The organism is Streptomyces sp. NPDC102441 (assembly GCF_044765585.1).
In the GTDB taxonomy this organism is placed as follows: Bacteria; Actinomycetota; Actinomycetes; order Streptomycetales; family Streptomycetaceae; genus Streptomyces.
In genome coordinates this window covers 273,410-300,031 of the sequence record NZ_JBIWKH010000004.1, presented here as the reverse complement: position 1 = coordinate 300,031, position 26,622 = coordinate 273,410, and the positions used below count along the sequence as shown (strand labels likewise).

22 protein-coding genes are annotated in these 26,622 nt (G+C 70.5%); 13 read left to right on the top strand and 9 right to left on the bottom strand.

The annotated features are described in order from the left end of the window. The first annotated feature begins 66 nt into the window (after positions 1-66). The 4 genes from ACIREO_RS10105 (at position 67) to ACIREO_RS10090 (ending at position 5,573) form a co-directional block, all read left to right on the top strand. Entirely contained in the window at positions 67-1,419 is a 1,353-nt protein-coding gene (locus tag ACIREO_RS10105) for a sensor histidine kinase (RefSeq protein WP_404107145.1), read from the top strand. Positions 1,420-1,637: 218 nt separating this feature from the next. Continuing rightward, positions 1,638-2,297 carry a LuxR C-terminal-related transcriptional regulator gene (locus tag ACIREO_RS10100; protein ID WP_404107530.1) on the top strand — a complete coding sequence of 220 codons (660 nt, stop codon included), beginning with the start codon at positions 1,638-1,640 and terminating at the stop codon, positions 2,295-2,297. Positions 2,298-2,566: 269 nt separating this feature from the next. Further along, positions 2,567-4,522, top strand: a complete 1,956-nt coding sequence (locus ACIREO_RS10095; RefSeq protein WP_404107143.1) for a 2-oxoacid:acceptor oxidoreductase subunit alpha — start codon at positions 2,567-2,569, stop codon at positions 4,520-4,522. After that, a complete protein-coding gene (locus ACIREO_RS10090; RefSeq protein WP_404107141.1) occupies positions 4,515-5,573 on the top strand; it encodes a 2-oxoacid:ferredoxin oxidoreductase subunit beta in 1,059 nt (352 codons plus the stop codon). Before ACIREO_RS10095 ends, ACIREO_RS10090 begins: the two co-directional genes overlap by 8 nt. A gap of 7 nt (positions 5,574-5,580) precedes the next feature. Here ACIREO_RS10090 and ACIREO_RS10085 read toward each other — a convergent pair whose 3' ends face one another. Continuing rightward, on the bottom strand, positions 5,581-6,003 hold the full coding sequence (locus tag ACIREO_RS10085; protein WP_404107139.1) for a winged helix-turn-helix transcriptional regulator: 423 nt from the start codon (positions 6,001-6,003) through the stop codon (positions 5,581-5,583). A 107-nt stretch (positions 6,004-6,110) separates the two neighbouring features. Here ACIREO_RS10085 and ACIREO_RS10080 point away from each other — a divergent pair, with 107 nt between their 5' ends. From ACIREO_RS10080 to ACIREO_RS10060, 5 genes are all read left to right on the top strand, one after another. After that, on the top strand, positions 6,111-6,971 hold the full coding sequence (locus ACIREO_RS10080; protein WP_404107138.1) for an SDR family oxidoreductase: 861 nt from the start codon (positions 6,111-6,113) through the stop codon (positions 6,969-6,971). Positions 6,972-7,088: 117 nt separating this feature from the next. Next, positions 7,089-8,072: an EamA family transporter RarD gene (gene rarD, locus ACIREO_RS10075; RefSeq protein WP_404107136.1), complete on the top strand. Its 984-nt coding sequence runs from the start codon at positions 7,089-7,091 to the stop codon at positions 8,070-8,072. Between the two features lie 12 nt (positions 8,073-8,084). Beyond that, positions 8,085-8,534: a hypothetical protein gene (locus tag ACIREO_RS10070; protein WP_404107135.1), complete on the top strand. Its 450-nt coding sequence runs from the start codon at positions 8,085-8,087 to the stop codon at positions 8,532-8,534. A gap of 137 nt (positions 8,535-8,671) precedes the next feature. Further along, a complete protein-coding gene (locus tag ACIREO_RS10065; protein WP_404107133.1) occupies positions 8,672-9,541 on the top strand; it encodes an HAD family hydrolase in 870 nt (289 codons plus the stop codon). Between the two features lie 66 nt (positions 9,542-9,607). Further along, entirely contained in the window at positions 9,608-10,153 is a 546-nt protein-coding gene (locus ACIREO_RS10060; protein WP_404107132.1) for a flavodoxin family protein, read from the top strand. Here ACIREO_RS10060 and ACIREO_RS10055 read toward each other — a convergent pair. The 5 genes from ACIREO_RS10055 to ACIREO_RS10035 form a co-directional block, all read right to left on the bottom strand. Further along, complete coding sequence (locus ACIREO_RS10055; RefSeq protein WP_404107130.1) at positions 10,146-10,835, bottom strand: TetR/AcrR family transcriptional regulator; 690 nt, start codon at positions 10,833-10,835, stop codon at positions 10,146-10,148. The two genes, ACIREO_RS10060 and ACIREO_RS10055, sit on opposite strands and share 8 nt — an antisense overlap. A gap of 198 nt (positions 10,836-11,033) precedes the next feature. Continuing rightward, a complete protein-coding gene (locus ACIREO_RS10050; RefSeq protein ID WP_404107128.1) occupies positions 11,034-11,918 on the bottom strand; it encodes an ABC transporter permease in 885 nt (294 codons plus the stop codon). Then, positions 11,905-12,891: an ABC transporter ATP-binding protein gene (locus ACIREO_RS10045; RefSeq protein ID WP_404107127.1), complete on the bottom strand. Its 987-nt coding sequence runs from the start codon at positions 12,889-12,891 to the stop codon at positions 11,905-11,907. Before ACIREO_RS10045 ends, ACIREO_RS10050 begins: the two co-directional genes overlap by 14 nt. Positions 12,892-13,016: 125 nt before the next feature. Beyond that, positions 13,017-14,264, bottom strand: coding sequence for an outer membrane lipoprotein carrier protein LolA (locus tag ACIREO_RS10040; RefSeq protein WP_404107125.1), 1,248 nt, complete (start codon positions 14,262-14,264; stop codon positions 13,017-13,019). Between the two features lie 241 nt (positions 14,265-14,505). Continuing rightward, entirely contained in the window at positions 14,506-15,516 is a 1,011-nt protein-coding gene (locus tag ACIREO_RS10035) for a polyprenyl synthetase family protein (RefSeq protein WP_404107123.1), read from the bottom strand. A gap of 156 nt (positions 15,517-15,672) precedes the next feature. Here ACIREO_RS10035 and ACIREO_RS10030 point away from each other — a divergent pair, with 156 nt between their 5' ends. The 4 genes from ACIREO_RS10030 to ACIREO_RS10015 all read left to right on the top strand — a co-directional run bounded on the left by ACIREO_RS10030 (position 15,673) and on the right by ACIREO_RS10015 (position 21,237). Further along, on the top strand, positions 15,673-17,172 hold the full coding sequence (locus tag ACIREO_RS10030) for a peptide MFS transporter (protein WP_404107122.1): 1,500 nt from the start codon (positions 15,673-15,675) through the stop codon (positions 17,170-17,172). A 9-nt stretch (positions 17,173-17,181) separates the two neighbouring features. Then, the gene (locus tag ACIREO_RS10025; RefSeq protein ID WP_404107120.1) at positions 17,182-19,176 is read left to right on the top strand and encodes a CocE/NonD family hydrolase; all 1,995 of its coding nucleotides are present in this window, start codon (positions 17,182-17,184) and stop codon (positions 19,174-19,176) included. A 109-nt stretch (positions 19,177-19,285) separates the two neighbouring features. Continuing rightward, the gene (fahA, locus tag ACIREO_RS10020; RefSeq protein WP_404107118.1) at positions 19,286-20,515 is read left to right on the top strand and encodes a fumarylacetoacetase; all 1,230 of its coding nucleotides are present in this window, start codon (positions 19,286-19,288) and stop codon (positions 20,513-20,515) included. A gap of 113 nt (positions 20,516-20,628) precedes the next feature. After that, the gene (locus tag ACIREO_RS10015; RefSeq protein ID WP_404107117.1) at positions 20,629-21,237 is read left to right on the top strand and encodes a Uma2 family endonuclease; all 609 of its coding nucleotides are present in this window, start codon (positions 20,629-20,631) and stop codon (positions 21,235-21,237) included. Positions 21,238-21,256: 19 nt separating this feature from the next. Here the strand turns inward: ACIREO_RS10015 and recQ are convergent, their stop codons facing one another. The 3 genes from recQ to ACIREO_RS10000 form a co-directional block, all read right to left on the bottom strand. Then, positions 21,257-23,272 carry a DNA helicase RecQ gene (gene recQ / locus ACIREO_RS10010; protein ID WP_404107115.1) on the bottom strand — a complete coding sequence of 672 codons (2,016 nt, stop codon included), beginning with the start codon at positions 23,270-23,272 and terminating at the stop codon, positions 21,257-21,259. A gap of 116 nt (positions 23,273-23,388) precedes the next feature. Further along, positions 23,389-25,053, bottom strand: a complete 1,665-nt coding sequence (gene nuoN / locus ACIREO_RS10005) for an NADH-quinone oxidoreductase subunit NuoN (protein WP_404107114.1) — start codon at positions 25,051-25,053, stop codon at positions 23,389-23,391. Beyond that, the gene (locus tag ACIREO_RS10000) at positions 25,050-26,621 is read right to left on the bottom strand and encodes an NADH-quinone oxidoreductase subunit M (protein ID WP_404107112.1); all 1,572 of its coding nucleotides are present in this window, start codon (positions 26,619-26,621) and stop codon (positions 25,050-25,052) included. The genes nuoN and ACIREO_RS10000 overlap by 4 nt, the downstream gene beginning before the upstream one ends. Between the last annotated feature and the right edge of the window lies 1 nt (position 26,622).

Below are 26,622 nucleotides of genomic sequence, written 5' to 3'. Positions count from 1 at the left end.
GGGATATCAGCCGTTGTATCGGCCCGCGGGGAGTTCCCGCTCAGAAGAAACGGACGGACGCCTCTGATGGCCACGGCATACGGACCGGACACGCGGGACCGCTACAGCCCCGGACCCGGGCCGGGGGGCTACCCGCCGGCGAAGCACTTCTTCCCCGCGGCGCTCCGCGCGCCCTTCGAGGCGCGTACGTGGCGCGAGCTGGCCTATCTGTTCCTGAGCCTGCCGATCAGCGTGGTGCTGTTCAGCTTCGCGATCACCATGGTGTCCATGGGCCTCGGTCTGCTGATCACCTTCCTCGGCATCCCGGTGCTCGCCGCCGGCCTCGTCATGTGCCGCGGTTTCGGTGTCGTGGAGCGGGGCCGGGCGCGCGGGCTGCTGAGGCTGGACATCGCGGAGCCCGCGCCGGCGCGCGGGAAGGGCGGCCTGATGTCCTGGGTCGGCGCGGTGCTGAAGAGCGGGGTGTCCTGGCGGCATCTGCTCTACGCGCTGCTGCACATGCCGTGGGCGGTCTTCGCGTTCAGCGTCGCGGTGGCGTTCTGGGCGTACGGCTGGGCGGCGTTCACCTACCCGCTGTGGCGCTGGGTCTTCCCGGCGTACGCGGGTATCGACGGCATCCAGCTGTACGGCGACCAGACGCACCAGTTCTACCTCGACTCGCCCTTCGAGCTGGCGGTCACCAGCGCGTTCGGTCTGGCTCTCGTCCTGGTCACGCCGTGGATCATCCGTGGTCTGGCGAGCGTGGACCGGGCGATGGTCCTGGGTCTGCTCAGCCCCTCCCGGCTGGCCACCAGGGTCTCGGAGCTGGAGTCGGACCGTGGTGTGGTCGTGGACACGGCCGCCGCGGACCTGCGCCGCATCGAACGCGACCTCCACGACGGCGCACAGGCCCGCCTCGTCGCCCTCGCGATGGATCTGGGGCTGGCGAAGGAGAAGCTCGACCACGACCCCGAAGCCGCCGCCCGCATGGTCGACGAGGCCCACGGCGAGGTCAAGGTCGCCCTCCAGGAACTCCGCGACCTCGCCCGCGGCATCCACCCCGCCGTCCTCACCGACCGCGGACTCGACGCCGCACTCTCCGCCATCGCCTCACGCTGCACCGTCCCCGTGAAGGTCGCGGTGGACCTGGAGTCGCGGCCCGCGCAGGCCATAGAGGGCATCGCGTACTTCACGGTCTCCGAGCTCCTCCAGAACGTCAGCAAGCACGCCCGGGCCACCCGCGCCTCCGTCGACGTATGGCGGGCGGGGGACCGGCTGATGCTCCAGGTCGGCGACGACGGGCGCGGCGGAGCCGGTGTGTCGACGGGCAGCGGGCTGGCCGGGCTGACGGAGCGGCTGGACGCGGTGGACGGCATCCTCGTCGTCGACTCCCCCGCCGGCGGCCCGACGACGGTCACAGCCGAGCTGCCCTGGCGGGGCTGACCACCGGCTCCGCACCGAAGCCGCAGTGCCCCGGCCGCCTCGACGGCGGCCGGGGCACTGCGGCGCGTCCCGTGGCACCGGAACCACCGGTGTACGGCCCGTACGGGCGCCGATGCTGGAATGCTGGACACACGAGCGGCCGCGAACAGCGGCGAACACACGAACACACGAACACACGGAACACCGACAGTGGGGGACACAACGTCGTGGAGGAAAGAGTGCGGGTCGTCATCGCCGAGGACTCGGTGCTGCTCCGGGAGGGACTCACCCGGCTGCTGACCGATCTCGGGCACGACGTCGTCGCGGGGGTCGGGGACGCCGAGGCGCTGATCAAGACGGTGGGCGACCTCGCGGGGCAGGGCGCGCTGCCGGACGTGGTGGTCGCCGACGTGCGGATGCCGCCGACCCACACCGACGAGGGCGTGCGAGCGGCGGTGCGGCTGCGCAAGGACTACCCGGAGATCGGGGTGCTGGTGCTCTCGCAGTACGTCGAGGAGCAGTACGCGACCGAGCTGCTGGCCGGCAGCAGCCGCGGGGTGGGTTACCTCCTGAAGGACCGGGTCGCCGAGGTCAGGGAGTTCGTGGACGCCGTGGTGCGGGTGGCGCAGGGCGGGACGGCCCTGGACCCCGAGGTCGTGGCACAGCTGCTGGGCCGCAGCCGCAAGCAGGACGTCCTGGCGGGGCTCACGCCGCGCGAGCGGGAGGTGCTGGGCCTGATGGCGGAGGGGCGTACGAATTCGGCCGTCGCCCGCCAGCTGGTGGTCAGTGACGGAGCGGTGGAGAAGCACGTCAGCAACATCTTCCTGAAACTCGGCCTGTCACCCAGTGACGGGGATCACCGGCGCGTTCTCGCCGTTCTCACTTATCTGAACTCCTGACGAAGCGATGATCTACTCACGATCATCTGGATGATCCACCGCAGCGCGGCGAAACCTCAGGCCTAAGACGAAAGGATGAGTGCCGAGGGGTTCGTCCAGTGACCGAAGGATCCGGAAAAATATGGCAAAGCAGGACGCATTCATGTCTCGAAAACGCGTCCACCATATGACCGGTCCGAGGAAGGCGACCCTTACAGAAGTAGGGTGGGGCCTGGACCGCCGGCGGGTCGGCCGGTCCCGAGCCGCCGCCCCGAGGGAGGTCCAGTTCAGTGACCAGCCAGGTCAGTAGCCCAGCCGGAAAGTCCGATGAGGCCAGCGAGGCTGTCGTCGGGGAGCAGCGCGCCCCGCACATTGATCGTACGGGTGCCGCCGAGAAGGAAATCCGCCGCCTGGACCGGGTGATCATCCGTTTCGCGGGTGACTCGGGCGACGGCATGCAGTTGACGGGTGACCGGTTCACGTCGGAGACCGCGTCGTTCGGGAACGACCTGTCGACGCTGCCGAACTTCCCGGCCGAGATCCGGGCGCCCGCCGGTACGCTGCCCGGCGTGTCGTCGTTCCAGCTGCATTTCGCGGACCACGACATCCTGACACCGGGCGACGCGCCGAACGTGCTGGTCGCGATGAATCCCGCCGCCCTGAAGGCGAATATCGACGATGTGCCGCGCGGGGCCGACATCATTGTGAACACGGACGAGTTCACCAAGCGTCCGATGGCGAAAGTCGGATACGCCGAGTCCCCTCTCGATGACGGCTCGCTCGAGGCGTACAACGTGCATCCTGTGCCGTTGACGACCTTGACGATCGAGGCATTGAAGGAGTTCGGCCTTTCCCGCAAAGAGGCCGAGCGGTCGAAGAACATGTTCGCGCTCGGGCTGTTGTCCTGGATGTACAACCGTCCGACCGAGGGGACGGAGACATTCCTCCGGTCGAAGTTCGCCAAGAAGCCGGCCATCGCCGAGGCGAATGTGGCCGCCTTCCGCGCGGGCTGGAATTTCGGTGAGACGACGGAGGACTTCGCCGTCTCCTACGAGGTCGCACCGGCCTCGCACGCTTTCCCGACGGGCACGTACCGCAATATCTCGGGGAACCTCGCACTGTCGTACGGGCTGATCGCCGCGGGCCGGCAGGCGGATCTGCCGGTGTATCTGGGCTCGTATCCGATCACCCCGGCGTCCGACATCCTGCACGAGCTCAGCAAGCACAAGAACTTCGGCGTACGGACGTTCCAGGCGGAGGACGAGATCGCCGGCATCGGGGCGGCTCTCGGCGCGTCGTTCGGCGGGTCGCTGGGCGTGACGACCACGTCGGGCCCGGGTGTGGCACTGAAGTCGGAGACGATCGGCCTGGCGGTCTCGCTGGAGCTGCCGCTGCTGATCATCGACATCCAGCGGGGCGGTCCGTCCACCGGTCTGCCGACCAAGACGGAGCAGGCTGACCTGCTTCAGGCCATGTACGGGCGCAACGGTGAGGCGCCGGTCCCGATCGTGGCGCCGAAGACCCCGGCGGACTGCTTCGACGCGGCGCTCGACGCCGCCCGGATCGCGCTGACCTACCGGACGCCGGTGTTCCTGCTCTCGGACGGGTATCTGGCGAACGGCTCCGAGCCGTGGCGGATCCCCGAGACCGACAGCCTCCCGGATCTGCGGACACAGTTCGCGACCGGCCCGAACCACGAACTGGCCGACGGCACAGAGGTGTTCTGGCCGTACAAGCGGGACCCGGAGACACTGGCCCGCCCCTGGGCCGTGCCGGGCACCCCGGGCCTGGAGCACCGGATCGGCGGGATCGAGAAGCAGGACGGCACGGGGAACATCTCCTACGACCCGGCCAACCACGACTTCATGGTCCGCACCCGGCAGGCGAAGGTCGACGGCATCCGGGTCCCCGACGTCGAGGTCGACGACCCGGCGGGCGCCACCACCCTGGTCCTGGGCTGGGGTTCGACGTACGGGCCGATCACCGCGGCCGTACGCCGGCTGCGTGCCGCCGGCGAGACGATCGCGCAGGCACATCTGCGCCACCTCAACCCGTTCCCGCGGAATCTCGGCGAGGTGCTGAGGCGTTACGACAAGGTCGTGGTCCCGGAGATGAACCTCGGGCAGCTCGCCCTGCTGCTGAGGGCCGAGTACCTCGTGGACGCCCGGAGTTACAACCAGGTCAACGGAATGCCCTTCAAGGCCGAGCAGCTCGCCACCGCCCTCAAGGAGGCCATTGATGCCTGACGCCAACGAACTCCTCCAACTGGTCCCCAAGGCCGAGGGCAAGCAGTCCATGAAGGACTTCAAGTCCGACCAGGAGGTGCGCTGGTGCCCGGGCTGCGGCGACTACGCGGTCCTCGCGGCCGTGCAGGGCTTCATGCCCGAACTGGGGCTGGCCAAGGAGAACATCACGTTCGTCTCCGGCATCGGCTGCTCGTCCCGCTTCCCGTACTACATGAACACGTACGGGATGCACTCCATCCACGGCCGCGCCCCCTCCATCGCGACGGGCCTGGCCACCTCCCGCCGCGATCTGTCCGTCTGGGTCGTCACCGGCGACGGCGACGCGCTGTCCATCGGCGGGAACCACCTCATCCACGCCCTGCGCCGCAACGTCAACCTCAAGATCCTGCTGTTCAACAACCGGATCTACGGGCTCACCAAGGGGCAGTACAGTCCCACCTCCGAGGTCGGCAAGATCACCAAGTCGACGCCGATGGGGTCGCTGGACGCCCCCTTCAACCCGGTCTCCCTCGCCCTGGGCGCCGAAGCCTCCTTCGTCGCCCGCACCGTCGACTCCGACCGCAAGCACCTCACGAGCGTGCTCCGCGCGGCCGCCGACCACCCGGGCACGGCGCTGGTGGAGATCTACCAGAACTGCAACATCTTCAACGACGGCGCCTTCGAGGTGCTCAAGGACAAGGAGCGGGCGGAGGAGGCGGTCATCCGCCTCGAACACGGCAAGCCGATCCGCTTCGGCGCCGAGGGCAACAAGGGTGTCGTCCGCGATCCCCTCACGGGGGACCTGGGCGTCGTCGCGGTCACCGAGGAGAACCAGTCCCAGGTCCTCGTCCACGACGCCCACAACCCCAGCCCCACGACCGCGTTCGCGCTGTCCCGGCTGGCCGACGCGGACACCCTGCACCACACGCCCATCGGCGTTCTGCGCAGCGTCGAGCGCCCCGTCTACGACTCCCTCATGTCGGACCAGCTCGATGCCGCGATCGAGCAGCACGGCAAGGGTGACCTGAGCAACCTGCTGGCGGGCAACGACACCTGGACCGTGGTCGGCTGATCCGCCGTCACGCCTGCCCACCGGGGTCCGGAGCCGACTGGCTCCGGGCCCCGTCGTATGCCGCGCGGGCCGACTCGACCTGGTCCACCTGCCGCTCGGACCAGCGCGCCAGCGCCCAGACCTGGTCGGCGGCCTGCCTGCCGAGCGGAGTGAGCGAGTAGTCCACGCGGGGCGGGATCACCGGCCTCGCGTCCCGGTGCACGAAACCGTCGCGCTCCAGGGTCTGGAGGGTCTGGGCCAGCATCTTCTCGCTGACGCCGCCGACCGTGCGGCGCAGTTCGCCGAACCGGTAGGAGCGCTCCAGCAGCGCGGCCAGCACGAGCACGCCCCACCGGCTGGTGATGTGTTCGAGGATCAGCCGGGAGGGGCAGTTCTGCTGGTTGACGTCCGCGCGCCAGCCGCCCACTTCGTCCAGGATGCTTACCGTCATACCAGTACCTTACTTCAAAGTGGGTACTTTCCCAGAGTTAGTACACCTCCTATGGTGAGTGCTGTTCCACTCGCAGCATGATTCAGCGCCACCAGGAGAGAACCCTCATGAGCATCGTTGTCACCGGAGCCACCGGCGAGCTCGGCCGTCTCGTCGTCGAGCGGCTGCTCGACACGGTCCCGGCCGGCCGGATCGTCGCCGTCGTCCGCGACAAGGAGAAGGCCGCGCCGCTCGCCGCCCGGGGCGTCGAGCTCCGCATCGCCGACTACGACCGCCCCGAGACCCTCGCCGGCGCGTTCCGGGCCGGTGACCGCGTGCTGATGATCTCGGCGAGCGAGGTCGGCAGGCGCGTACCGCAGCACACCGCCCTGATCGAGGCCGCGAAGGCGGCGCGGGTGGCACAGCTCGCGTACACGGGAGTGCTGGGCGGACCCGACGCGGACTTCCTGCTGGCCGCGGAGCACAAGGTGACCGAGCAGCTGATCCTGGACTCCGGTCTCCCCCACACCTTCCTGCGCAACGGCTGGTACACCGAGAACTACACGGCGAACCTGGGCCCTGTCCTGGAGCACGGCGCCGTCGTCGGCAACGCGGGCGACGGGCGCATCGCCTCCGCCACGCGGGCCGACTACGCGGACGCCGCCGCCGCCGTGCTGACCGGCGAGGGGCACCTGGGCGCGGCGTACGAGCTGAGCGGCGACGTGAGCTGGTCGCTGGACGAGTACGCCGCGGTGGTCGCCGCGGCCACCGGCAAGGAGATCACCTACAAGCGGGTCCCGGCCGCCGTGCACCAGGAGATCCTCGTCGGGGCCGGGCTGCCCGAGCCCTTCGCCGCGATCCTCGTCGACGTCGACGAGGCCATCGCACGCGGCCTGCTCGCCGGGACGAGCGGCGACCTGGCCCGCCTGATCGGCCGGCCGGCCACCCCCCTGGCCGACACCGTCGCCTCGGCGGTCGCCTCCGCCTGAACGGGCGCGCCCGCGCCTGTCATGACCGTCTCCCTGAGACGGCAATGACAGGAGGCTCTTCCGGCGCTACCGTCGTGCAGTCGGCCGACCGCCGGCACAGGGATGCCGGGAGGGCCCGTGAAGGGGAAGAACGAACAGCGGGCAGGCCTGCTGTACGGAGCCGGCGCGTACGTGATGTGGGGTCTCGTGCCCCTCTTCTGGCCGCTGCTGGAACCGTCGGGGGCGGTGGAGATCCTCGCCCACCGGATGGTGTGGTCGCTGGGGGTCGTCGGTATCGCCCTGCTGTTCCTGCGCCGCTGGGCGTGGATCGGCGAACTGATCCGGCAGCCCCGCCGGCTGGGGCTGATCGCGATCGCCGCGACCGTCATCTCGGTCAACTGGGGCCTCTACATCTGGTCCGTCAACAACGGCCACGTCGTCGAGGCGTCACTCGGCTACTTCATCAATCCGCTGGTCACGATCGCCATGGGCGTCCTGCTGCTCGGTGAGCGGCTGCGGCCGGCGCAGTGGACCGCGGTGGCCACCGGCTTCGCCGCGGTGCTCGTGCTGGCGGTCGGCTACGGGCAGCCGCCGTGGATCTCACTGGTACTGGCGTTCTCCTTCGCGACGTACGGCCTGGTGAAGAAGAAGGTCGGCATGGGCGGCCTGGAGTCCCTGGCCGCCGAGACCGCCGTGCTGTTCCTGCCCGCCCTCGGCTTCCTGCTGTGGCTCGGTGCGAGCGGCGACTCGACGTTCCTGTCCGCGGGTGCGGGGCACGGTGCCCTTCTCGCCGTGACCGGGCTCGTCACCGCGATCCCGCTGGTCTGCTTCGGCGCGGCGGCGATCCGGGTGCCGCTGTCCGTCCTGGGCCTGCTGCAGTATCTGGCGCCGGTGTTCCAGTTCGCGCTGGGCATCCTGTACTTCCACGAGGAGATGCCGCCCGAGCGGTGGGCCGGCTTCGCACTGGTCTGGGTGGCGCTGGCCCTGCTGACCTGGGACGCGCTGCGGACGGCACGGCGTACGAGGGCCGAGGCCCTGCGCCTGGCCGTACGGGCGGCCCAGGCCTCGGCGCCCGCAGGAACGAGTGTGGCAAGCACGGTGGACGGCACCCGTAAAGGCTGATTGAGTGCCCGGATGGGGACGATCCTGAGGGACATGAGGCACGTTCAGTGGCATGAGCTGCGCCATGCCCAGGGCTCCGCGTCCCAGGTCCCCGGTCTGCTGTCACGGATCGCCTGGGGCGACAGCGAGTCGGCCGAGGACGCCCTGAGCGATCTGGGCCGGGCGATCGGTGCCATGGCCGTGTTCGACGCGACGGTGGCCACGGTGCCGTTCCTCTGGGAACTCGCCTCCATGGAGACGGTGAAGGACCGCGCCGGAGTGCTCGGCCTGCTGGGGACGATCCTCGCCCATGGCCATGCCCACCACGCGGAGTGGACCAGGGACGCGCACCGTGCGGTCCTGGCCGGTCGGACGACGGCCGAGCGGCTGGCCACGGACGGCGATCCGGCGGTGAGCACGGCGGCCGGGGAACTGCTGGCCGCGTGCCACGGACACGCCTGCGGGGCCTGCCCGCCACGGTGACCGGACCGCCCCCAGGGACGACGGGGAGGGCGCGGTGAGGGCGCGGGAGGGCCGCGCATTCCGTGTCGGCTGACGGGGCGACCGTCCGCGCAGGTCAGCGGCGTACGACGGCAAAGCGATCTCTCTAGGCTGACCTCATGTTCACGCCACTCGCCGCATACACCCTCGTCGCCACCGATCTGGACGGCACGCTGCTGCGTTCCGACGACACCGTGAGCGCTCGCTCCCGTGCCGCCCTCGCCCGTGCCTCGTCGGCCGGCGCACAGCATCTGATCGTCACGGGCAGGCCGGTTCCCGGCATACGCGCACTGCTCACGGACCTCGGCTACGACGGGCTCGTGGCCTGCGGGCAGGGTGCGCAGGTGTACGACGCCGGGGCGGCCCGGATGCTCAGTTCGGCGACGCTCGACCGGGAGCTGGCCGACACCGCGCTCGGCAAGATCGAGGCCGAGGTCGGGCAGGTGTTCGCGGCGGTGGACCAGGACGGCGCCGACGGCCGGACCCTGATCGAGCCGGGCTACCGCATGCCGCACCCCTCGCTCCCCGCGCAGCGGGCCGGGCGTCGCGCCGAGCTGTGGGCGGCGCCCGTCATCAAGGTCCTGATGCGCCACCCGGAGCTGACGGACGACGAGCTGGCGGCGGCCGCCCGCGGGGCGGTGGGCGATCTGGCGTCCGTCACGATGGCGGGCCCGGGGACGGTGGAGCTGGCGCCCTTCGGCGTGGACAAGGGCACCGGGATCGAGCTTGCCGCCGGGCTGCTGGGCCGCGACCTCGCCGGCGCGGTGGCGTTCGGCGACATGCCCAACGACCTGCCCATGTTCCGCCGCGTCGGCCACCGGGTGGCGATGGCCGACGCACACCCGGAGCTGCGGGCGGCCGCCGACGAGATCACGCTCTCGAACGGGGAGGACGGCGTCGCGGTGGTGCTCGAACGGCTCTTCGCCGGAGACCACGTGCCACCGCCCGAGAGATCTCCACACCTGGCGGCCGAAAAGCATCTCCCCTAAACTCCATGCACATGCATATGATGCGTACGCCGGTAAAAGCTGTACGCAATCAATTGGGGGCACAGCATGACCACGCGCGACTTCCTCTTCCTGCTCGGCAGCAGCCGTGACAGCGGCAACACCGAGACTCTGGCCCGGCTCGCGGCCGAACAGCTCCCGGCCGGTACGGGGCAGCGGTGGATTGACCTCCGTGACCTTCCGCTGCCCGACTTCGAGGACCGGCGGCACGGGGACGGCCACCCGGCCCCTGCGGGGAACTCCGCGGCACTGCTGGAGGCGACACTCGCCGCCACCGACGTGGTCATCGCCTCACCGCTGTACTGGTACGCGGTCTCCACCGCCACCAAGCGCTACCTGGACCACTGGTCGGGCTGGCTGGAGGCCCCCGGGGCCGACTTCCAGCGGCGGATGGCCGGCAAGACGCTGTGGGGGGTCACCGCCCTCGCGGACAGCGACCCCGAGGTCGCCGAGCCCCTCGTGGGGACCCTGCGGAACTCGGCGCGCTACCTCGGGATGCGGTGGGGCGGGGTGCTGCTGGGCAACGGCAGCAGGCCCGGTGACGTGCTGACCGACACCGGGGCCACATCGCGGGCGAAGACCTTCTTCAGCTGAGGCGCTCCACTCCGGGAACGCCCTCCGGAGCTGGGGTGCCGCCCGGAGCAGGGGCGCCGCCCGGAGCGGGGGTGCCGCCCGGAGCCCCCGCCGGGTCGCCTCCGCCCGTCAGGGACCGCAGGACATGGGAGACCAGCGTGGCGACCGTAGCCTCGTCCTGCGCCGGCTTCCGCAGCACATGGCGGTAGTAGACGGGGCCGTAGAGCAGCTCCACCGCGAGCGGCAGATCGGCGCCGGACGGTATCTGCCCCTGCTCCTGGGCTCGCCGCAGGCGCCCCACGGCCGCCTCGAAGCGGGGGTCGACCAACTGCTCACGGACCGCCCGCGCGAGCTCGTCGTCGTGATGCATCTCCGACAGGATCCCGGAGTAGGCCGGCCCGTACGGCGGCGTCGACAACAGCCTCACCAGACCGTTGATGTGTGCCCGGAGGTCAGCCTCGATGTCGCCCGTCTCCGCGAACGGTGTGGCGCCGACGAGCACCTGGGCGAAGGCCTCCAGCATCACGGCGACCTTCGACGGCCACCAGCGGTAGATCGTCTTCTTGCTCACGCCGGCGCGGGCGGCGATGGCCTCGATGGTGACCCGGCCGTACCCCTTCTCCGTACACAGCTCCAGAGCGGCGTCCAGCGTCGCCCGTCGTGACCTCTCGCTGCGGCGCAGGGAACTCGGCGATGTGATCATTCGGTGAGCATAGGGGGATTCCGCCCACCGCTTATTGACAGGTCGTCGCCAAAAGTCGAACAATGACCACGCTGGAAACGGAACGTACCGTGTCGTGACGTTCCGCGCAGTACACCGTTCGTGCCGTTCGTGCCGCGACGAGCCGATCGGGGGACGGCTCGACCGGCCGACGGTACGGACGGCCCCGTGCCGGTCCCCTCAGGCGGTGATGTCCTTCGTGGTGAACCGCGCCCAGGCCGCAGAGCCGAACACCGCCGCGTACAGCGCCTGCAGACCCAGGTTCCTGGCCATCTCGTCCCAGTAGACCGGGTCGCGCAGCAGGTCCGTGAAGGACAGCCAGTAGTGCGGGAAGAGATACGGGTGGATCCCGTCCAGCTGCGGCATCGTGTCCAGGATCTGCACGGTGATCAGCACCCCGACGGTGGCCGCCATCGCCGCGACCCCGCTGTTGGTGAGCGTCGAGACGAAGAGGCCCAGCGCCGCGAAGCCGATGAGGGACGCCGCCACCGCGACGGCGATCAGTCCGGCCCGCAGAAGTCCTTCGCCGAAGCCGATCCGGGTACCCGAGATCGTCGTGACCTCCCCGACGGGGAAGAGCAGCGCCCCGGCCGCCAGCGCCGACGCCGCCACGACCAGGGTGGCGACCAGGCAGAACACCAGCACGGACGCGTACTTCGCGAGCAGCAGCCGGGTACGGTCCGCCGGCGCGACCAGCAGATAGCGCAGGGTGCCTCCGCTCGCCTCGCCCGCGACGGAGTCCCCCGCGATGACGCCGACCGCCATCGGGAGGAAGACGGGGAGCGTCGCCGAGAGGGCCGCGAAGACCAGGAACAGGCCGTTGTCGGTGATCTGGGAGAGGAAGGCCGGGCCGCCACCGCCGGGTCCGCCCCGTGAGCCGTCTCCCGTCTCGATCCTGACGGCGATCCCGATGAGGACGGGCACGGCCGCCAGCACACCGAGCAGGGCCAGGGTGCGCCACCGGCGGAGCGTGGTGGCCAGCTCGGAGCGGAGGATCCCGAGGGTCCACAGCGCCCCGCGCGCCGCGCGGGGTGCCGGGACAGCCGTGAGTTCAGCCTGCGACATCGAATCCCTCTCCGGTGAGTGCTACGAAGGCGTCCTCCAGCGAGGCCCGTTCGACGCCGAAGGCGCGTACGCGGACACCACCGCGCACCAGGGCCGCGTTGAGGTCCGCGAGTTCCACCTCGCCCGGCGGCGCGTCGGCGCTCACCCGGTCCCCGTCGGTCACGATCCCCGTCGTCCCGTGCTCCGCGAGGACGCGTGCCGCGTCACCCGGGTCGGGGGTCGTCACGGCGAGCCGGCCGCGGGCGCCCGCGGCGAGCGCGGCCACCGGGCCCTGGACGAGGAGGCGGCCGCGGGCCATCACCGCCACGTGGGTGCAGACCTGTTCGATCTCGTCGAGCAGGTGGGAGGAGAGGAAGACGGTGGTGCCCTCGCCCGCCAGCTCCCGGACCAGGGAGCGGATCTCACGCATGCCCTGTGGGTCGAGGCCGTTGGTCGGTTCGTCCAGCACGAGCAGTCCGCGCGGCTGGAGGAGAGCGGCGGCCAGCCCGAGGCGCTGCTTCATCCCCAGCGAGTACGCCTTGGCCTTCTTGCCCGCGGCGGCGGCGAGCCCGACCCGCTCCAGGGCGTTCTCCACGCGCGCGCGCCGGGTCCTCGGGTCGGCGGCCGGGTCGGCGGAGTCGAAGCGCACGAGATTGTCGCGGCCGGTCAGGAACCCGTACAGCGCGGGTCCCTCGATGAGCGCGCCGACCTGCGGGAGCACCGTCCGGGCGGCGGCCGGCATGGGGCGGCCCAGGACGTGCGCGGTGCCGGAGGTCGGGTCGATGAGCCCCATGAGCATCCGGATCGTGGTGGTCTTGCCGGAGCCGTTGGGCCCGAGGAAGCCGAAGACGCTCCCGGCGGGGACGGTGAGGTCCAGCCCGTCGACGGCCAACTGCCCGCCGCGGTAGCGCTTGGTGAGCCCGCGTGTCTCGATCACCACGCCGGGCTCCGGCCCCGTGTCCGGCCCCGCCGTCGCGGCCGCTGTGTCGGTCATGCGCACTCCCGGTCCTGTCCCGCCGTGTCCGGCACCCCGCGACGGGGTCCGCCGCACGGGCCGCCCCGTCGCACGAACCGCCCCGCCGTACGGAGCGTACGACGGGGCGGGGCGTACGGTGCGTCCTACTTGGCGGTGTCGGCCGCCTTGACCAGCGCGTCCTTGGTGACCGCACCGACGTAGACCTTGCCGTCATCCGTCAGCAGCGCGTTGACCAGGCGTGTCTCGAAGACCGTGCCCGAGCCGAAGTCGCCGGTGACCTTGTCGCCGAGCGCGTCCAGGAGCTGCTGCCCCTGCGCGGGTACGTCGCCGGAGCCCTTGGTGGGGAGTCCCGCCTCGCCCGGCACCTCGATCTCGGCGACGGCGTTCCAGCCCTCGCCGATGACGTTGAGGCCCTTGAAGCCCTCCAGGGCCCCCAGGTCCTTCTGCGCCTTGTCCGCCTTGGCCGCCTTGCCCTGCTTCTCCGCCTCGGCCTTCATCTCGTCCGCCTCGGTCACCTTCGCGCCCTTGGGCGGGGTGAAGGAGAAGGACGAGGCGTCGGGCTTCGCGAAGTCGACCTTCGTGAACCCGGCGTCGACCACGGCCTTGCCGCCGCTGCTCGGGGCGAGCGTGAACTTCAGCGGTACGCCCGTCGAGGCGTCGACCGCGACGGTGACGGAGCCGATCGTCGAACCGGACTGCTTCGGCTTGATCACGAGCTTGTAGGCGTCGCGCCCCGCCACCTGGGCGGTGCCGTCGACGGTGACGGACGTGGTGTCGCCCGCGGCGGTGAGCGCCTTCTCGGCGAACTCCTTCGGGGTGGCCGGCACTCCCTCCGGCGCCTTGTGCTTCTCGGCCTTGCCGCTCGGACGCCCGCTCTCGCCGGACTCCGCGTGGTAGACCTCGTTGCTCCCGCTGTCGTATCCCCAGATGTCGTCGCCGTTGTGGACGACGCTGTACTCGGAGCCCTCGCCGAGGATCGAGAGGCGCTGCTTGTCGGGGCCGTCGGCCGCGACCCGGAGCGTGTGCGTCCCGGAGGCGAGCTCCATCAGCTTGGTGTCGGGGGACGCGCTCGACTCGCCCGATCCGGATCCGGCGTCCGGGGCGAAGGAGTCCGCGAACCCGCCGAGCGACGGGATGCCGAGGTCGGTGCTGACCTTCAGCGTGCCGGAGAGCTGCTCCTCGTCCGACGAGGCGATCTTCTCGATGAGTTCCTGCGCGGTGATGTCCGGGAGCTCCGGGTCTCCGGAGTCCGCGAGCGCCGGGACGAGTCCGATCGTCGCGGCCGCCACGCCCGCCACCGCGAACGGGACGATGTAGCGCGCCGCCTTCCGGCGGCCCACGACAGTGCCCGTGGCCTCGCCGTTGGTCTCTGCGCTGTCGTTCGGTGCCATGTGTGCTCTACCTCCGTGGTCGGCGGCTAGCCATCCCGTTACGCGTGTCCACTCCCCGCCGCCATTCTCACCCGATGTGGTCAGGAGTGGTTGTTGTCCATCTGACCAAATCGGGCGGGAACAAGCGTCAGCCCTCGGGAGCAACTGTGCGTACCTCTCCGGGATGACCCCTGAGCACCGGGGGTGCGGGCACCCTTAGGGGTCCTCCGCCCGGGATGCTCCGGACGGGAGACTCGGGGGGTCAGCCCGCGCGGTGCACCACGGCGTCGCACAGCTCTTCGAGCGCGGCCTTGGCGTAGCACTCGGGCAGCGGTGCCAGCGTCGCCCTGGCCTCCTCGGCGTAACGCACGGTGTCGCGCCGCGCCTGCTCGAGCGCCGGGTGGGCGCGCAGGGCGCGGAGCGCCTCCGCGAGCCGGGCGTCGTCACCGAGGTCGCCGTCGAGCAGCTCCACGAGCTCCTTGTCCTCCGGGCGGCCCTCGGCCGCCGCCCTCGCGCGCAGATGGAGGACCGGCAGGGTGGGAATGCCCTCGCGCAGGTCGGTGCCGGGCGTCTTGCCCGACTCGTGGGAGTCGGAGGCGATGTCCAGGACGTCGTCGGCGAGCTGGAAGGCGATGCCGAGGCGTTCGCCGTACTGCGTGAGGATGTCGACGACCGACTCGTCCGCCCCCGACATCAGGGCACCGAACCGGCCGGACACGGCGACCAGCGAGCCGGTCTTGCCGCCCAGGACGTCCATGTAGTGGTCGACGGGGTCGCGTCCGTCGCGCGGGCCCGCGGTCTCCAGGATCTGACCGGTGACCAGGCGTTCGAACGCCTCCGCCTGGATGCGGACGGCTTCAGGACCGAGGTCGGCCAGGATGTGCGAGGCACGGGCGAAGAGGAAGTCGCCCGTCAGGACGGCGACGGAGTTGCCCCAGCGGGTGTTGGCGCTGTCCACCCCGCGGCGTACGTCCGCCTCGTCCATCACGTCGTCGTGGTACAGCGTCGCCAGGTGCGTCAGTTCGACGACCACGGCCGAGGGGACGACACCCGGCGCGTCGGGGTCACCGAACTGGGAGGCGAGCATCACCAGCAGCGGCCGGAAGCGCTTGCCCCCCGCGCTGACGAGGTGCTGCGCGGCCTCCGTGATGAACGGGACCTCACTTTTGGTGGCATCCAGCAGCCCCGCCTCGACAGCGGCCAAACCGGCCTGGACATCGGCCTCAAGAGCCTGGTCCCGCACGCTCAGTCCGAACGGCCCGACGACGGTCACGAGGGGATCTCCTGTCTGCTGACGATCACACGGAGTGTCGATGTGTCGTTGTCCTCACTCAACTCAGCGTATCCGGTCCCCTTTGGATCACCGTGGGCGCCTTCCCGCCACCGCCGGTATGTTCGGCATCAGCTCATACGATCAGGAGTTGTCCCTTTGTCCCACGCCCCGACCGGTACCGAACCGGCCCAGCCACCCCCCGGAGACGACCACGCCTTCTTCGGTCAGCCACGGGGTCTGATGACCCTGTCCGGGCTGGAGGTATGGGAGCGTTTCTCGTTCCTCGGGATGCAGGCGATCCTGGTCCTCTTCTTCGCCGACACGGTCTCCGACGGCGGCATGGGCATGGACCCGGGCACCGCCGCCTCCGTGTCCGCCGCCTACGGCACCCTCGTCTACCTCGTGTCCGTCGCGGGCGGCTGGCTGGCCGACCGGATCCTCGGTTCGTACCGCGCCGTCCTGTACGGCGGCGTGCTCATCGCCTGCGGCCACTACGCCATGGCGGTGCCGACCGCCACGATGACCTGGGTGGGCCTCGGCCTGATCAGCGCGGGAACGGGCCTGCTCAAGCCCAATGTCGCCTCGATGGTCGGCAAGCTCTACAGCACGGAGGACCAGCGCCGCGACGCCGGCTTCGCGCTCTACTACATGGGCATCAACATCGGCGCCTTCGCCGGGCCGCTGGTCACCGGCTGGCTCGGCGACCACGCGGGCTGGCACTGGGGATTCTCGGCCGCCGCGATCGGCATGACGTTCGGCCTGATCCAGTACGTGGCGGGCCGGCGTCACCTGGCCGGGCGAAAGCGCACCGCGGAGTACGCCCTCGCCCCCGGTCCGATGCGCCGGGCCGTGCTGACGATCGTGGCCGGCGTCGTCGCGGCCGCCCTGGTGGCGACGGGCCTGGCGCTGGCCGGCTGGCTCACGATGGACCGTTTCGTCGACGTGCTCACCCTCGTCTCGGTGATCGCGCCCGTCGCGTACTTCGCCGTGATGTTCAGGAGCCCCCGGGTCACCCCGGAGGAGCGCGGCAGGCTCCGGCCGTACGTCGTGCTGTTCCTGGCCTCGGTCGTCTTCAACTTCATCCTCTTCCAGGCGTACTCGACGATGATGCTGCTCGCCTCGACGAACGCCCGCACGGAGATCTTCGGCTTCCACTTCCCGGCGAGCTGGTACGCCTCCGCGCTGGGCGCCTTCGAGGTCGCGCTGGCGCCCGTCGTGGCCGCCCTCTGGGCCCGGATGGGACCGCGCCAGCCGCACGCCTCGAACAAGATCGCGATCGGGGTGATCCTCGGCGGTCTGTCCTTCCTCCTGATGGTGATCCCCACCTCGGGGCACTCCGACGACACGTACAAGATGGCCGCCTGGTGGATCGTCGGCTCCTATCTGCTGCTCGGCCTCGGCGACATCCTGCTGGAGACCTCCGGCATGTCGGCCACCACCAAGCTCGCCCCCAAGGCGTTCGCCAGCCAGACGATGGCGCTGTGGTTCCTGTCGCTGGCCCTCGCCAACGGCATCCAGGCACAGATCGTGAAGCTCTACGGCGAGGTCTCCAACCCCGCCTACTTCGGTGTCAATGGCGCTATCGCGGTGGCGGCCGGTGTGGCCGTCATCGCCGCCGCTCCCTGGCTCAAGCGCACCATGCACCCCGTCCACTGAGGTACCGCCATGCACATCCGCACCGATTTCCCGTACGAGACGACCCACGAGGACCTCTACATCCCGTTGGCGGACGGCACCCAGCTGTACGCCAGGATCTGGCGGCCGGTCACCGACGAACCGGTGCCCGCGCTGCTGGAGTACCTGCCCTACCGGCTCAGCGACTGGACGGCGCCGCGCGACTGGCAGCGCCATCCCTGGTACGCGGGCCACGGCTACGCCTCCGTACGGGTCGATGTGCGCGGGCACGGCAACAGCGAGGGCATGCCTGGCGACGAGTACGACGCGACGGAGCTCGCCGACGGGGTCGCGGTCGTGCACTGGCTGGCCCAGCAGGAGTGGTGCTCCGGGAAGGTCGGCATGTTCGGCATCTCCTGGGGCGGCTTCAACTCGCTCCAGATCGCCGCGCTCGCACCGGAGCCGCTGAAGGCGATCGTCACCGTCTGCTCGGCGGACGACCGCTATGACAACGACGTCCACTACATGGGCGGCTCCGTCCTCGGAGTGGACATGCACGCCTGGGCCTCCACCATGCTGGCCTTCGTCTCCCGGCCCCCGGACCCGGCGGACGTCGGCGACGACTGGCGGGACATGTGGCTGCGGCGGCTCGAGAAGGTGGAGCCGTTCATCCACACGTGGCTGGCGCACCAGACCCGCGACGACTACTGGAAGCACGGCAGCGTCTGCGAGGACTACGGCGCGATCAAGGCGAAGGTCCTGGCGGTGGGCGGCTGGCACGACCCGTACCGCGACACCGTCCTGAGACTCGTCGAGCATCTGGAACCCGGGCAGGTGCGCGGGCTGATCGGCCCCTGGTCGCACCAGTACCCGGACCGCGGGCTCCCCCCGGGACCCGCGATCGGCTTCCTCCAGGAGACGCTGCGCTGGTGGGACCAGCACCTCAAGGACGAGGACACCGGGGTGATGAACGAGCCCCTGCTGCGGTCCTGGATCAGCGGCTCGCACCCGCCCGCCACGGCCTACGAGACGCTGCCGGGCCGCTGGGTCGGCGACGCGAGCTGGCCGTCCGCGAACGTCGCCCCGGTGACGTACGCCCTGGAGGGCGGAGCGCAGACCGTCCGCTCACCGCAGCAGACCGGACTGGACGCGGGGCGCTTCTTCCCGTTCGGCAACGACGCCGACCTGCCGCCCGACCAGCGGGACGAGGACGCCAAATCGGTGTGCTTCGAGTTCCCCGTCGAGGACGCCCCGATCGAGATCCTCGGCCGTCCACGGGTGACACTCCTGGTCCGGATGGACGTACCGCGCGGCCAGGTGATCGCCCGCCTCTGCGACGTGGCCCCGGACGGGGCCTCCACCCTGGTGACCCGTGGGGCGCTCAACCTGGCCACCCGTCACGGGCGCGACCGCGCTGAGGACTGGCCCGTCGGGGAGACCGAGTACGTGAACTTCGAGCTGAACGGCATCGGGCACACCTTCCCGCCCGGCCACCGGATCAGGGTCGCCCTCTCCTCCTCGTACTGGCCGTGGATCTGGCCCCAGGCCGGTTCGGCGGGCTTCACGCTCGAGGCGGAGGGCAGCCTCGTCGAGCTCCCGGTTCGCCGGCACACCGAGGACCCGGGCATCACCTTCGGCGAGCCGGAGCAGTCTGAGCCGCTCGGCGTGGTCACCCCGGTCACGCTCGACGAGCAGCGCCCTGAGCGTCTGGTGATCCGGGACGTCGCCAAGGGCGAATGGCGCCTGGAGGTCGACCCGCGTTACGGCGGCACACGTGTCTACCCCGACGGTCTCGAGTTCACCGAGGACGCGCTGGAGACGTACACGATCCAGGAGGACGACCCGCTGTCGGCGCGTGCCCGTTCGGACTGGACGATCCGGCTGCACCGGCCCGAGATGTCCTGGGACGTACGGATCGAGACGCACTCCGAGACGAGCGCGGACGCGGACGACTTCATCACGTCCAACGAGGTCGTCTGCACGGACGGCGAGGAGATCGTCTTCCACCGGACCTGGGAGAAGCGGATCCCCCGCACGGCGGGCTGACCAGGGTTATCACGTAACTTTCCGGGCATTACGCCTACTTGAGCACTGCCGCCGACCGGTGGCAGCGACGTACCGTGTCCCTCAAGCAACCGGAAAGGGGCAGCGACAGATGCCCGAGCAGAGCAGCCCGCTCGACCTGGCCGAGGGCGATCCCTTCGGCCCGCACAACCTTCCGTACGGAGTGTTCTCCACCCCCGGACACCCCGAGGACCGAAGGGTCGGAGTCCGCATCGGACAGCATGTGCTGGACGCCGGTGCGGCGGCACACGCGCTCGGTTCGCCGTACGCCAGACTGCTGGCGCAGCCGAGCCTGATGCCGCTGCTGGCGGCCGGGCGTACCGCGTGGCGGGATGTGCGGCGGGCGCTGACGGCGTGGGTGACGGTCCCGTCCCACCGCCCGGACCTGGAGCCGCTGCTGTATCCGCTCGACACGGTGACCCTGCACCTGCCGTACGAGGTGGCGGACTACGTCGACTTCTACGCCAGCGAGCACCACGCCACCAACGTGGGCCGGATCTTCCGTCCCGACGGCGCGGCCCTCACCCCCAACTGGAAGCACCTGCCCATCGGTTACCACGGGCGGGCCGGCACGGTCGTCGTCTCCGGCACGGACGTGGTGCGCCCCTCCGGGCAGCGCAAGGCGCCGGCCGACCCCGCTCCCGTCTTCGGCCCCTCGGTGAAGCTGGACATCGAGGCGGAGGTCGGCTTCGTCGTCGGCGTCCCCTCGGACCAGGGCTCCCCCGTGGCGCTCGGTGACTTCCGCGAGCACGTCTTCGGGCTCTCCCTGCTGAACGACTGGTCGGCGCGGGACATCCAGGCCTGGGAGTACGTGCCGCTCGGCCCGTTCCTCGGCAAGTCCTTCGCCACCTCCGTCTCGGCGTGGGTGACTCCGCTGGAGGCCCTGGACGCGGCCCGCACGGCACCGCCCGTACGGGACTTCGAGCTGCTCCCCTATCTGGAGGACGCGGACGACGAGGAACCGGGCGGCTTCGACATCCGGATCTCGGTGGAGATCAACGGCCAGCCCGTCTCCGAGCCGCCGTTCGCCTCCATGTACTGGACGGCGGCCCAGCAGCTGGCCCAGATGACGGTGAACGGCGCCTCGCTGCGTACCGGTGATCTGTACGGCTCCGGCACGGTCAGCGGCGCCGAGCCCGGCCAGCGCGGCTCCCTGCTCGAACTCACCTGGAACGGCCGCGATCCGCTGGACCTGGCCGACGGCAAGCGGACGTTCCTGGAGGACGGCGACACCGTCACCCTGACGGCGTGGGCGCCCGGACCGCACGGCACGCGGGTCGGCCTCGGCGAGGTCACCGGCCGGATCACGGCCTCGCCGTGAACCCCTGCGCCCAGGGCGGTGGGCGCGGTGCGGACGGAGCCGGTCGGGGCGGCGGCCCTGATCGGTTCCCGCCGGATACTCTGCATGCACCCGCGAGACTCCTGGGAGCATTGATGAGCAGCGTGCCCGAGGCCCCCGAGCCACGGTGGGCGGTTCCGCCCGTGGGCGGCTGGACCGCCGATGACCTGGACACACTCCCGAATCTGCCTCCGCACACGGAGCTGATCGACGGGAGCCTGGTCTTCGCGTGTCCGCAGACGCTGTTCCACTCAGCAGCGGTCAGCTTCTTCTCGGGGCGGCTGCGGTCCTCGGCGCCGCCCGGTCTGGAAGTGGTGGGCCGGTTCACCATCGACATCGACCGATTCAACCGCCCCGAACCCGATGTGATCGTCGTGGACGACGAGGTCATTCAGGACCTGGATCAGACTCGTCTCCCCGCCGGGTCCGTCCGACTGGCCATCGAGGTCGTCTCGCCGGAGTCCCGGTCCCGTGACCGGGAGACGAAGCCGGTGAAGTACGCCCGGGTGAGGATCCCGAACTTATGGCGGGTGGAGAACCACGACGGCCGTGCCCTGGTCTACGTGTTCGAGCTGGAGCCGGCCACCGGTGCCTACACCTCCACCGGGATCTTTCATGACCGGATGAAGGTCTCCGTCCCCTTCGAAGTCGATCTCGACCTCACGGCCATCACCCCGCGCCGCCGGGCGGCGGACCCCCGGTAACGCGCGTCCGCCGTCCACCTCACTCGAACTCCGGTGGCTCCTCGTCCCAGCCGAACTCCGGGTCGGCGTCCTGAGTAGCGGCGGGCCGGGCAGCCGGCACCGAGGCCCGGGCCACCGGTGCGGGGACAGCCTCCGGCTCCGGTGCAGGGGCAGCCTCCGGCTCCGGAGCGGCCGCGGCGGGGGCCGTGTCTCCCAGCCCCGCCAGCACCTCCAGTACGCCCTCGCCGTACGTCGCGAGCTTCTTCTCGCCGAGGCCGCTGACCCCGCCCAGCTCCGCCAGGGTCGTGGGGCGCAGAGCGGCGATCTCCCGCAGCGTCGCGTCGTGGAAGATCACATACGCCGGGAGGCTCAGCTCCTTCGCCTGGGCACCGCGCCAGGCGCGCAGCGCCTCGAAGACCGGGACGGCCTCCGCCGGAAGGTCGGCCACCGCGGCTGCGGACTTGGCCTTGCGCTCGCCCGACCCGCCGGACCGCGTCGTGGGCCTCTTCGGCTCCTTGCGGAGCTGTACCTCGCGCTCCCGGCCGAGCACGGAGCCGCTCTCCTCGGTCAGCACCAGCGTGCCGTACTCCCCCTCGACGGCGAGGAGCCCCTGGGCCAGCAGCTGGCGCACCACGCCCCGCCACTCCGCCTCGGCCAGCTCCTCGCCGATGCCGAAGACCGAGAGCTGGTCGTGGTCGAACTGGATGATCTTCGCGGTCTTGCGGCCCAGCAGGATGTCGATGATCTGGCCGGCCCCGAACTTCTGGTTCCGCTCCCGCTTCAGCCGCACCACGGTGGACAGCAGCTTCTGGGCGACCACCGTGCCGTCCCAGGTCTCCGGCGGGCTGAGGCAGGTGTCGCAGTTCCCGCAGGCCTGCTCGCCGGGCTCCTGGCCGAAGTACGTCAGGAGCTGGGCCCGGCGGCACTGGACGGTCTCGCAGAGCGCCAGCATCGAGTCCAGGTGCGAGGCGGCACGGCGCCGGAAGGCCTCGTCGCCCTCGCTGCCCTGGATCAGCTTGCGCTGCTGGACGACGTCCTGGAGGCCGTACGCCATCCAGGCCGTGGACGGGGCCCCGTCACGGCCCGCGCGGCCCGTCTCCTGGTAGTACCCCTCGACGGACTTGGGCAGGTCGAGGTGGGCGACGAAGCGCACATCGGGCTTGTCGATGCCCATGCCGAAGGCGATGGTCGCCACGACGACCAGGCCCTCCTCGCGCAGGAAGCGCGACTGGTGCGCGGCGCGCGTCCCGGCGTCCAGGCCCGCGTGGTACGGCACGGCCTCGATGCCGTTGCGGCAGAGGTACTCGGCGGTCTTCTCCGTCGAGTTGCGCGAGAGGCAGTAGACGATCCCGGCGTCCCCGGCGTGCTCCTCCTTCAGGAAGGTGAGCAGCTGCTTCTTCGGGTCGGCCTTCCCCACGATGCGGTACTGGATGTTGGGCCGGTCGAAGCTGGCCACGAAGTGCCTGGCGTCGGGCATGCCCAGACGCTGGGTGATCTCCTTGTGCGTGGCGTCGGTCGCCGTGGCCGTCAGCGCGATACGGGGTACGCCGGGCCAGCGCTCGCCCAGCACGGACAGGGCCAGGTAGTCGGGGCGGAAGTCGTGGCCCCACTGGGCGACGCAGTGCGCCTCGTCGATGGCGAAGACGGAGATCTCACCCCGGGCCAGCAACGCGAGCGTCGAGTCGAGCCGCAGCCGCTCGGGGGCCAGATACAGCACGTCGAGCTCACCGGCGACGAACTGGGCCTCCATCGAGCGGCGCTCGTCGAAGTCCTGCGTGGAGTTCATGAAGCCGGCGCGGACTCCGAGCGCGCGCAGGGCGTCCACCTGGTCCTGCATGAGCGCGATCAGCGGGGAGATCACGACGCCGGTGCCGGGCCTGACCAGGGCGGGGATCTGGTAGCAGAGGGACTTGCCGCCGCCGGTGGGCATGAGCACGACCGCGTCGCCACCCTCGACGACATGCTCGATCACCGCGCCCTGCTCGCCGCGGAACGTCTCGTAACCGAACACCCGGTGCAGCGTCTGCTGCGCAGCGCTCTCGGTCGTCACACTCATGGTCGCGCCCGTCCGTCCGTCTTCACCCGTCACCGGCAACCATAGGCGCCGCCTACGACAACGCCGGACGGGCTTGACTATCCAGGCCCGTCCGGCGTCGCAGCGCGTTCTTCCGGTTACCGCACGAACACACCCGCCTGGCTCGCCAGGTCGAGGAAGTACTGCGGGGCCAGTCCCAGCACCAGGGTCACGGCGACTCCGACCGCGATCGTGGTCATGGTCAGCGGGGACGGGACGGCGACCGTGGGACCGTCCGCCTTCGGCTCGCTGAAGAACATCAGGACGATGACGCGGATGTAGAAGAACGCGGCGATGGCCGACGAGATCACACCGACCACGACGAGGCCGCCCGCACCGCCGTCCGCCGCCGCCTTGAACACGGCGAACTTGCCGGAGAAGCCCGAGGTGAGCGGGATTCCGGCGAAGGACAGCAGGAACACGGCGAAGACCGCCGCGGTCAGCGGCGACCGCCGGCCGAGTCCGGCCCACTTCGACAGATGGGTGGCTTCGCCGCCCGCGTCCCGCACCAGGGTGACGACGGCGAAGGCGCCGACGGTCACGAAGGAGTACACCCCGAGATAGAAGAGGACCGAGGAGACGCCCTCCGGGCTGGCCGCGATGACACCGGCGAGGATGAAGCCCGCGTGCGCGATCGAGGAGTAGGCCAGGAGCCGCTTGATGTCGGTCTGGGTGATCGCGACGATCGCCCCGCCCAGCATCGTGACGATCGCGACCGCCCACATGACGGGGCGCAGGTCCCAGGTGAGGCCGGGCAGCACCACGTACAGCAGGCGCAGCAGCGCTCCGAACGCGGCGACCTTCGTGGCGGCTGCCATGAAGCCGGTGACCGGGGTCGGGGCTCCCTGGTAGACGTCCGGGGTCCACATGTGGAACGGGACCGCGCCCACCTTGAAGAGCAGGCCCATGAGGATCATCGCCGCGCCGATCAGCAGCAGCGCGTCGTTGCCCATGGTGGAGGCGAGCGCCGGGTCGATCTCCTGGACGCTGCCGTCGACGACGTTCGCGATGCCCGCGTAGGAGACGGTGCCCGCGTATCCGTAGAGCAGGGCGATCCCGAAGAGCAGGAAGGCCGAGGAGAACGCGCCGAGCAGGAAGTACTTCACGGCGGCTTCCTGTGACATCAGCCGCTTGCGGCGGGCGACGGCACACAGGAGGTAGAGCGGGAGCGAGAAGACCTCGAGCGCCACGAAGAGCGTCAGCAGGTCGTTGGCAGCGGGGAAGACCAGCATGCCCGCCACGGAGAAGAGGACCAGCGGGAAGACCTCGGTGGTGGTGAATCCGGCCTTGACCGCGGCCTTCTCCGCGTCGCTGCCGGGTACCGACCCGGCCTGGGCGGCGAAGGAGTCCACGCGGTTGCCGTGCGACGCCGGGTCGAGGCGCCGTTCGGCGAAGGTGAAGACGGAGACCATGGAGACGAGCAGGATGGTGCCCTGGAGGAACAGGGCGGGTCCGTCGACGGCGACGGCGCCCATCGCGGCGATGTGCGCGTTCTTCGAGGCGTACCCGTCGGCGGCGAGCCCCACCACCGCGGCGAACGCGGCGGCGATCGCGATGACCGTCAGGAACACCTGGGTGGTGTAGCGGGCCCGTCGCGGGACGAACGCCTCCACCAGGATTCCGATGACGGCGGCACCGACCACGATCAGGACGGGTGCCAGTTGGGCGTACTCGATGGTCGGCGCGGTGAACTTGTCGCCCGGGGCAGCCGATGTCACCTCGCCCGCCGTCGTCCACAGGCTGTGGACAGCTGTTGCGCTCACTTGGCGGCCTCCACCTCGGGCTGGGGGTCCTTCTTCTGTACGTCGTGCATGGTGTGCTGGACCGCCGGGTTGACGACCTCGGTGAGCGGCTTCGGGAAGACGCCGAGGAGGATCAGCAGGGCGATCAGCGGAAGGGCCACCGCCAGCTCACGGACCTTGAGGTCGGGCATGCCCCCGATCCCCTCCCTGACCGGTCCCGTCATCGTCCGCTGGTAGAGGACGAGGACGTAGAGAGCGGCGAGCACGATGCCGACGGTGGCGATGACGCCGGCCACCGGATACGCGCTGAACGCTCCGACCAGGACCAGGAACTCACTGACGAACGGGGCGAGGCCGGGCAGCGAGAGGGTCGCCAGACCGCCGATGAGGAAGGTTCCCGCCAGGACGGGCGCCACCTTCTGCACCCCGCCGTAGTCGGCGATGAGCCGCGAGCCCCGCCGGGTGATCAGGAATCCGGCGACCAGCATCAGCGCGGCCGTCGAGATCCCGTGGTTGACCATGTAGAGCGTGGCGCCCGACTGGCCCTGGCTGGTCATCGCGAAGATGCCCAGCACGATGAAGCCGAAGTGCGAGATCGACGCGTAGGCGATGAGCCGCTTGATGTCGCGCTGTCCGACGGCGAGCAGGGCGCCGTAGACGATGGAGATCAGCGCCAGGACGATGATCACCGGCGTCGCCCACTTGCTGGCCTCGGGGAACAGCTGGAGGCAGAAGCGGAGCATCGCGAAGGTGCCGACCTTGTCGACGACCGCGGTGATCAGGACGGCCACCGGAGTGGTCGCCTCCCCCATGGCGTTGGGCAGCCAGGTGTGCAGCGGCCACAGCGGGGCCTTCACCGCGAAGGCGAAGAAGAACCCGAGGAACAGCCACCGCTCGGTGGAGGTCGCCATGTCCAGCGAGCCGTTGGCGCGGGCCTCGGCGATCTCGGAGAGCGAGAAGCTCCCCGCGACGACGTAGAGCCCGATGACGGCGGCCAGCATGATGAGCCCGCCGGCCAGGTTGTAGAGGAGGAACTTCACGGCCGCGTAGCTGCGTTGCGCCGCGGCGTTCTCGTCGCTGCCCGAGTGCGCCCGGTCCCCGAAGCCGCCGATGAGGAAGTACATCGGGATGAGCATGGCTTCGAACAGGATGTAGAAGAGGAAGACGTCGGTGGCCACGAAGGACAGGATCACCATCGCTTCGACCATCAGGATCAGGGCGAAGAAGCCCTGAGTGGGGCGCCACCGGGAGGAGTGCGTCTCCAGGGGATCGGCGTCGTGCCAGCCCGCCAGGATGACGAAGGGGATCAGCAACGCGGTGAGCGCGAGGAGCGCCATCCCGATGCCGTCGACGCCCAGTTCGTAGCGGACGCCGAAGTCCCTGATCCAGGCGTGCGACTCGGTGAGCTGATAGCGCTCACCGCCCGGTTCGAAGCGGGCGAAGACGATGCCGGCCAGCACGAGCGTGGCCAGCGAGACGACCAGCGCGAGCCATTTGGCCGCGGTGCGCCGGGCGGCCGGGACGGCGGCGGTGGCGATCGCGCCGATCGCCGGGAGCGCCGCCGTCACTGTCAGGAGGGGAAAGGACATG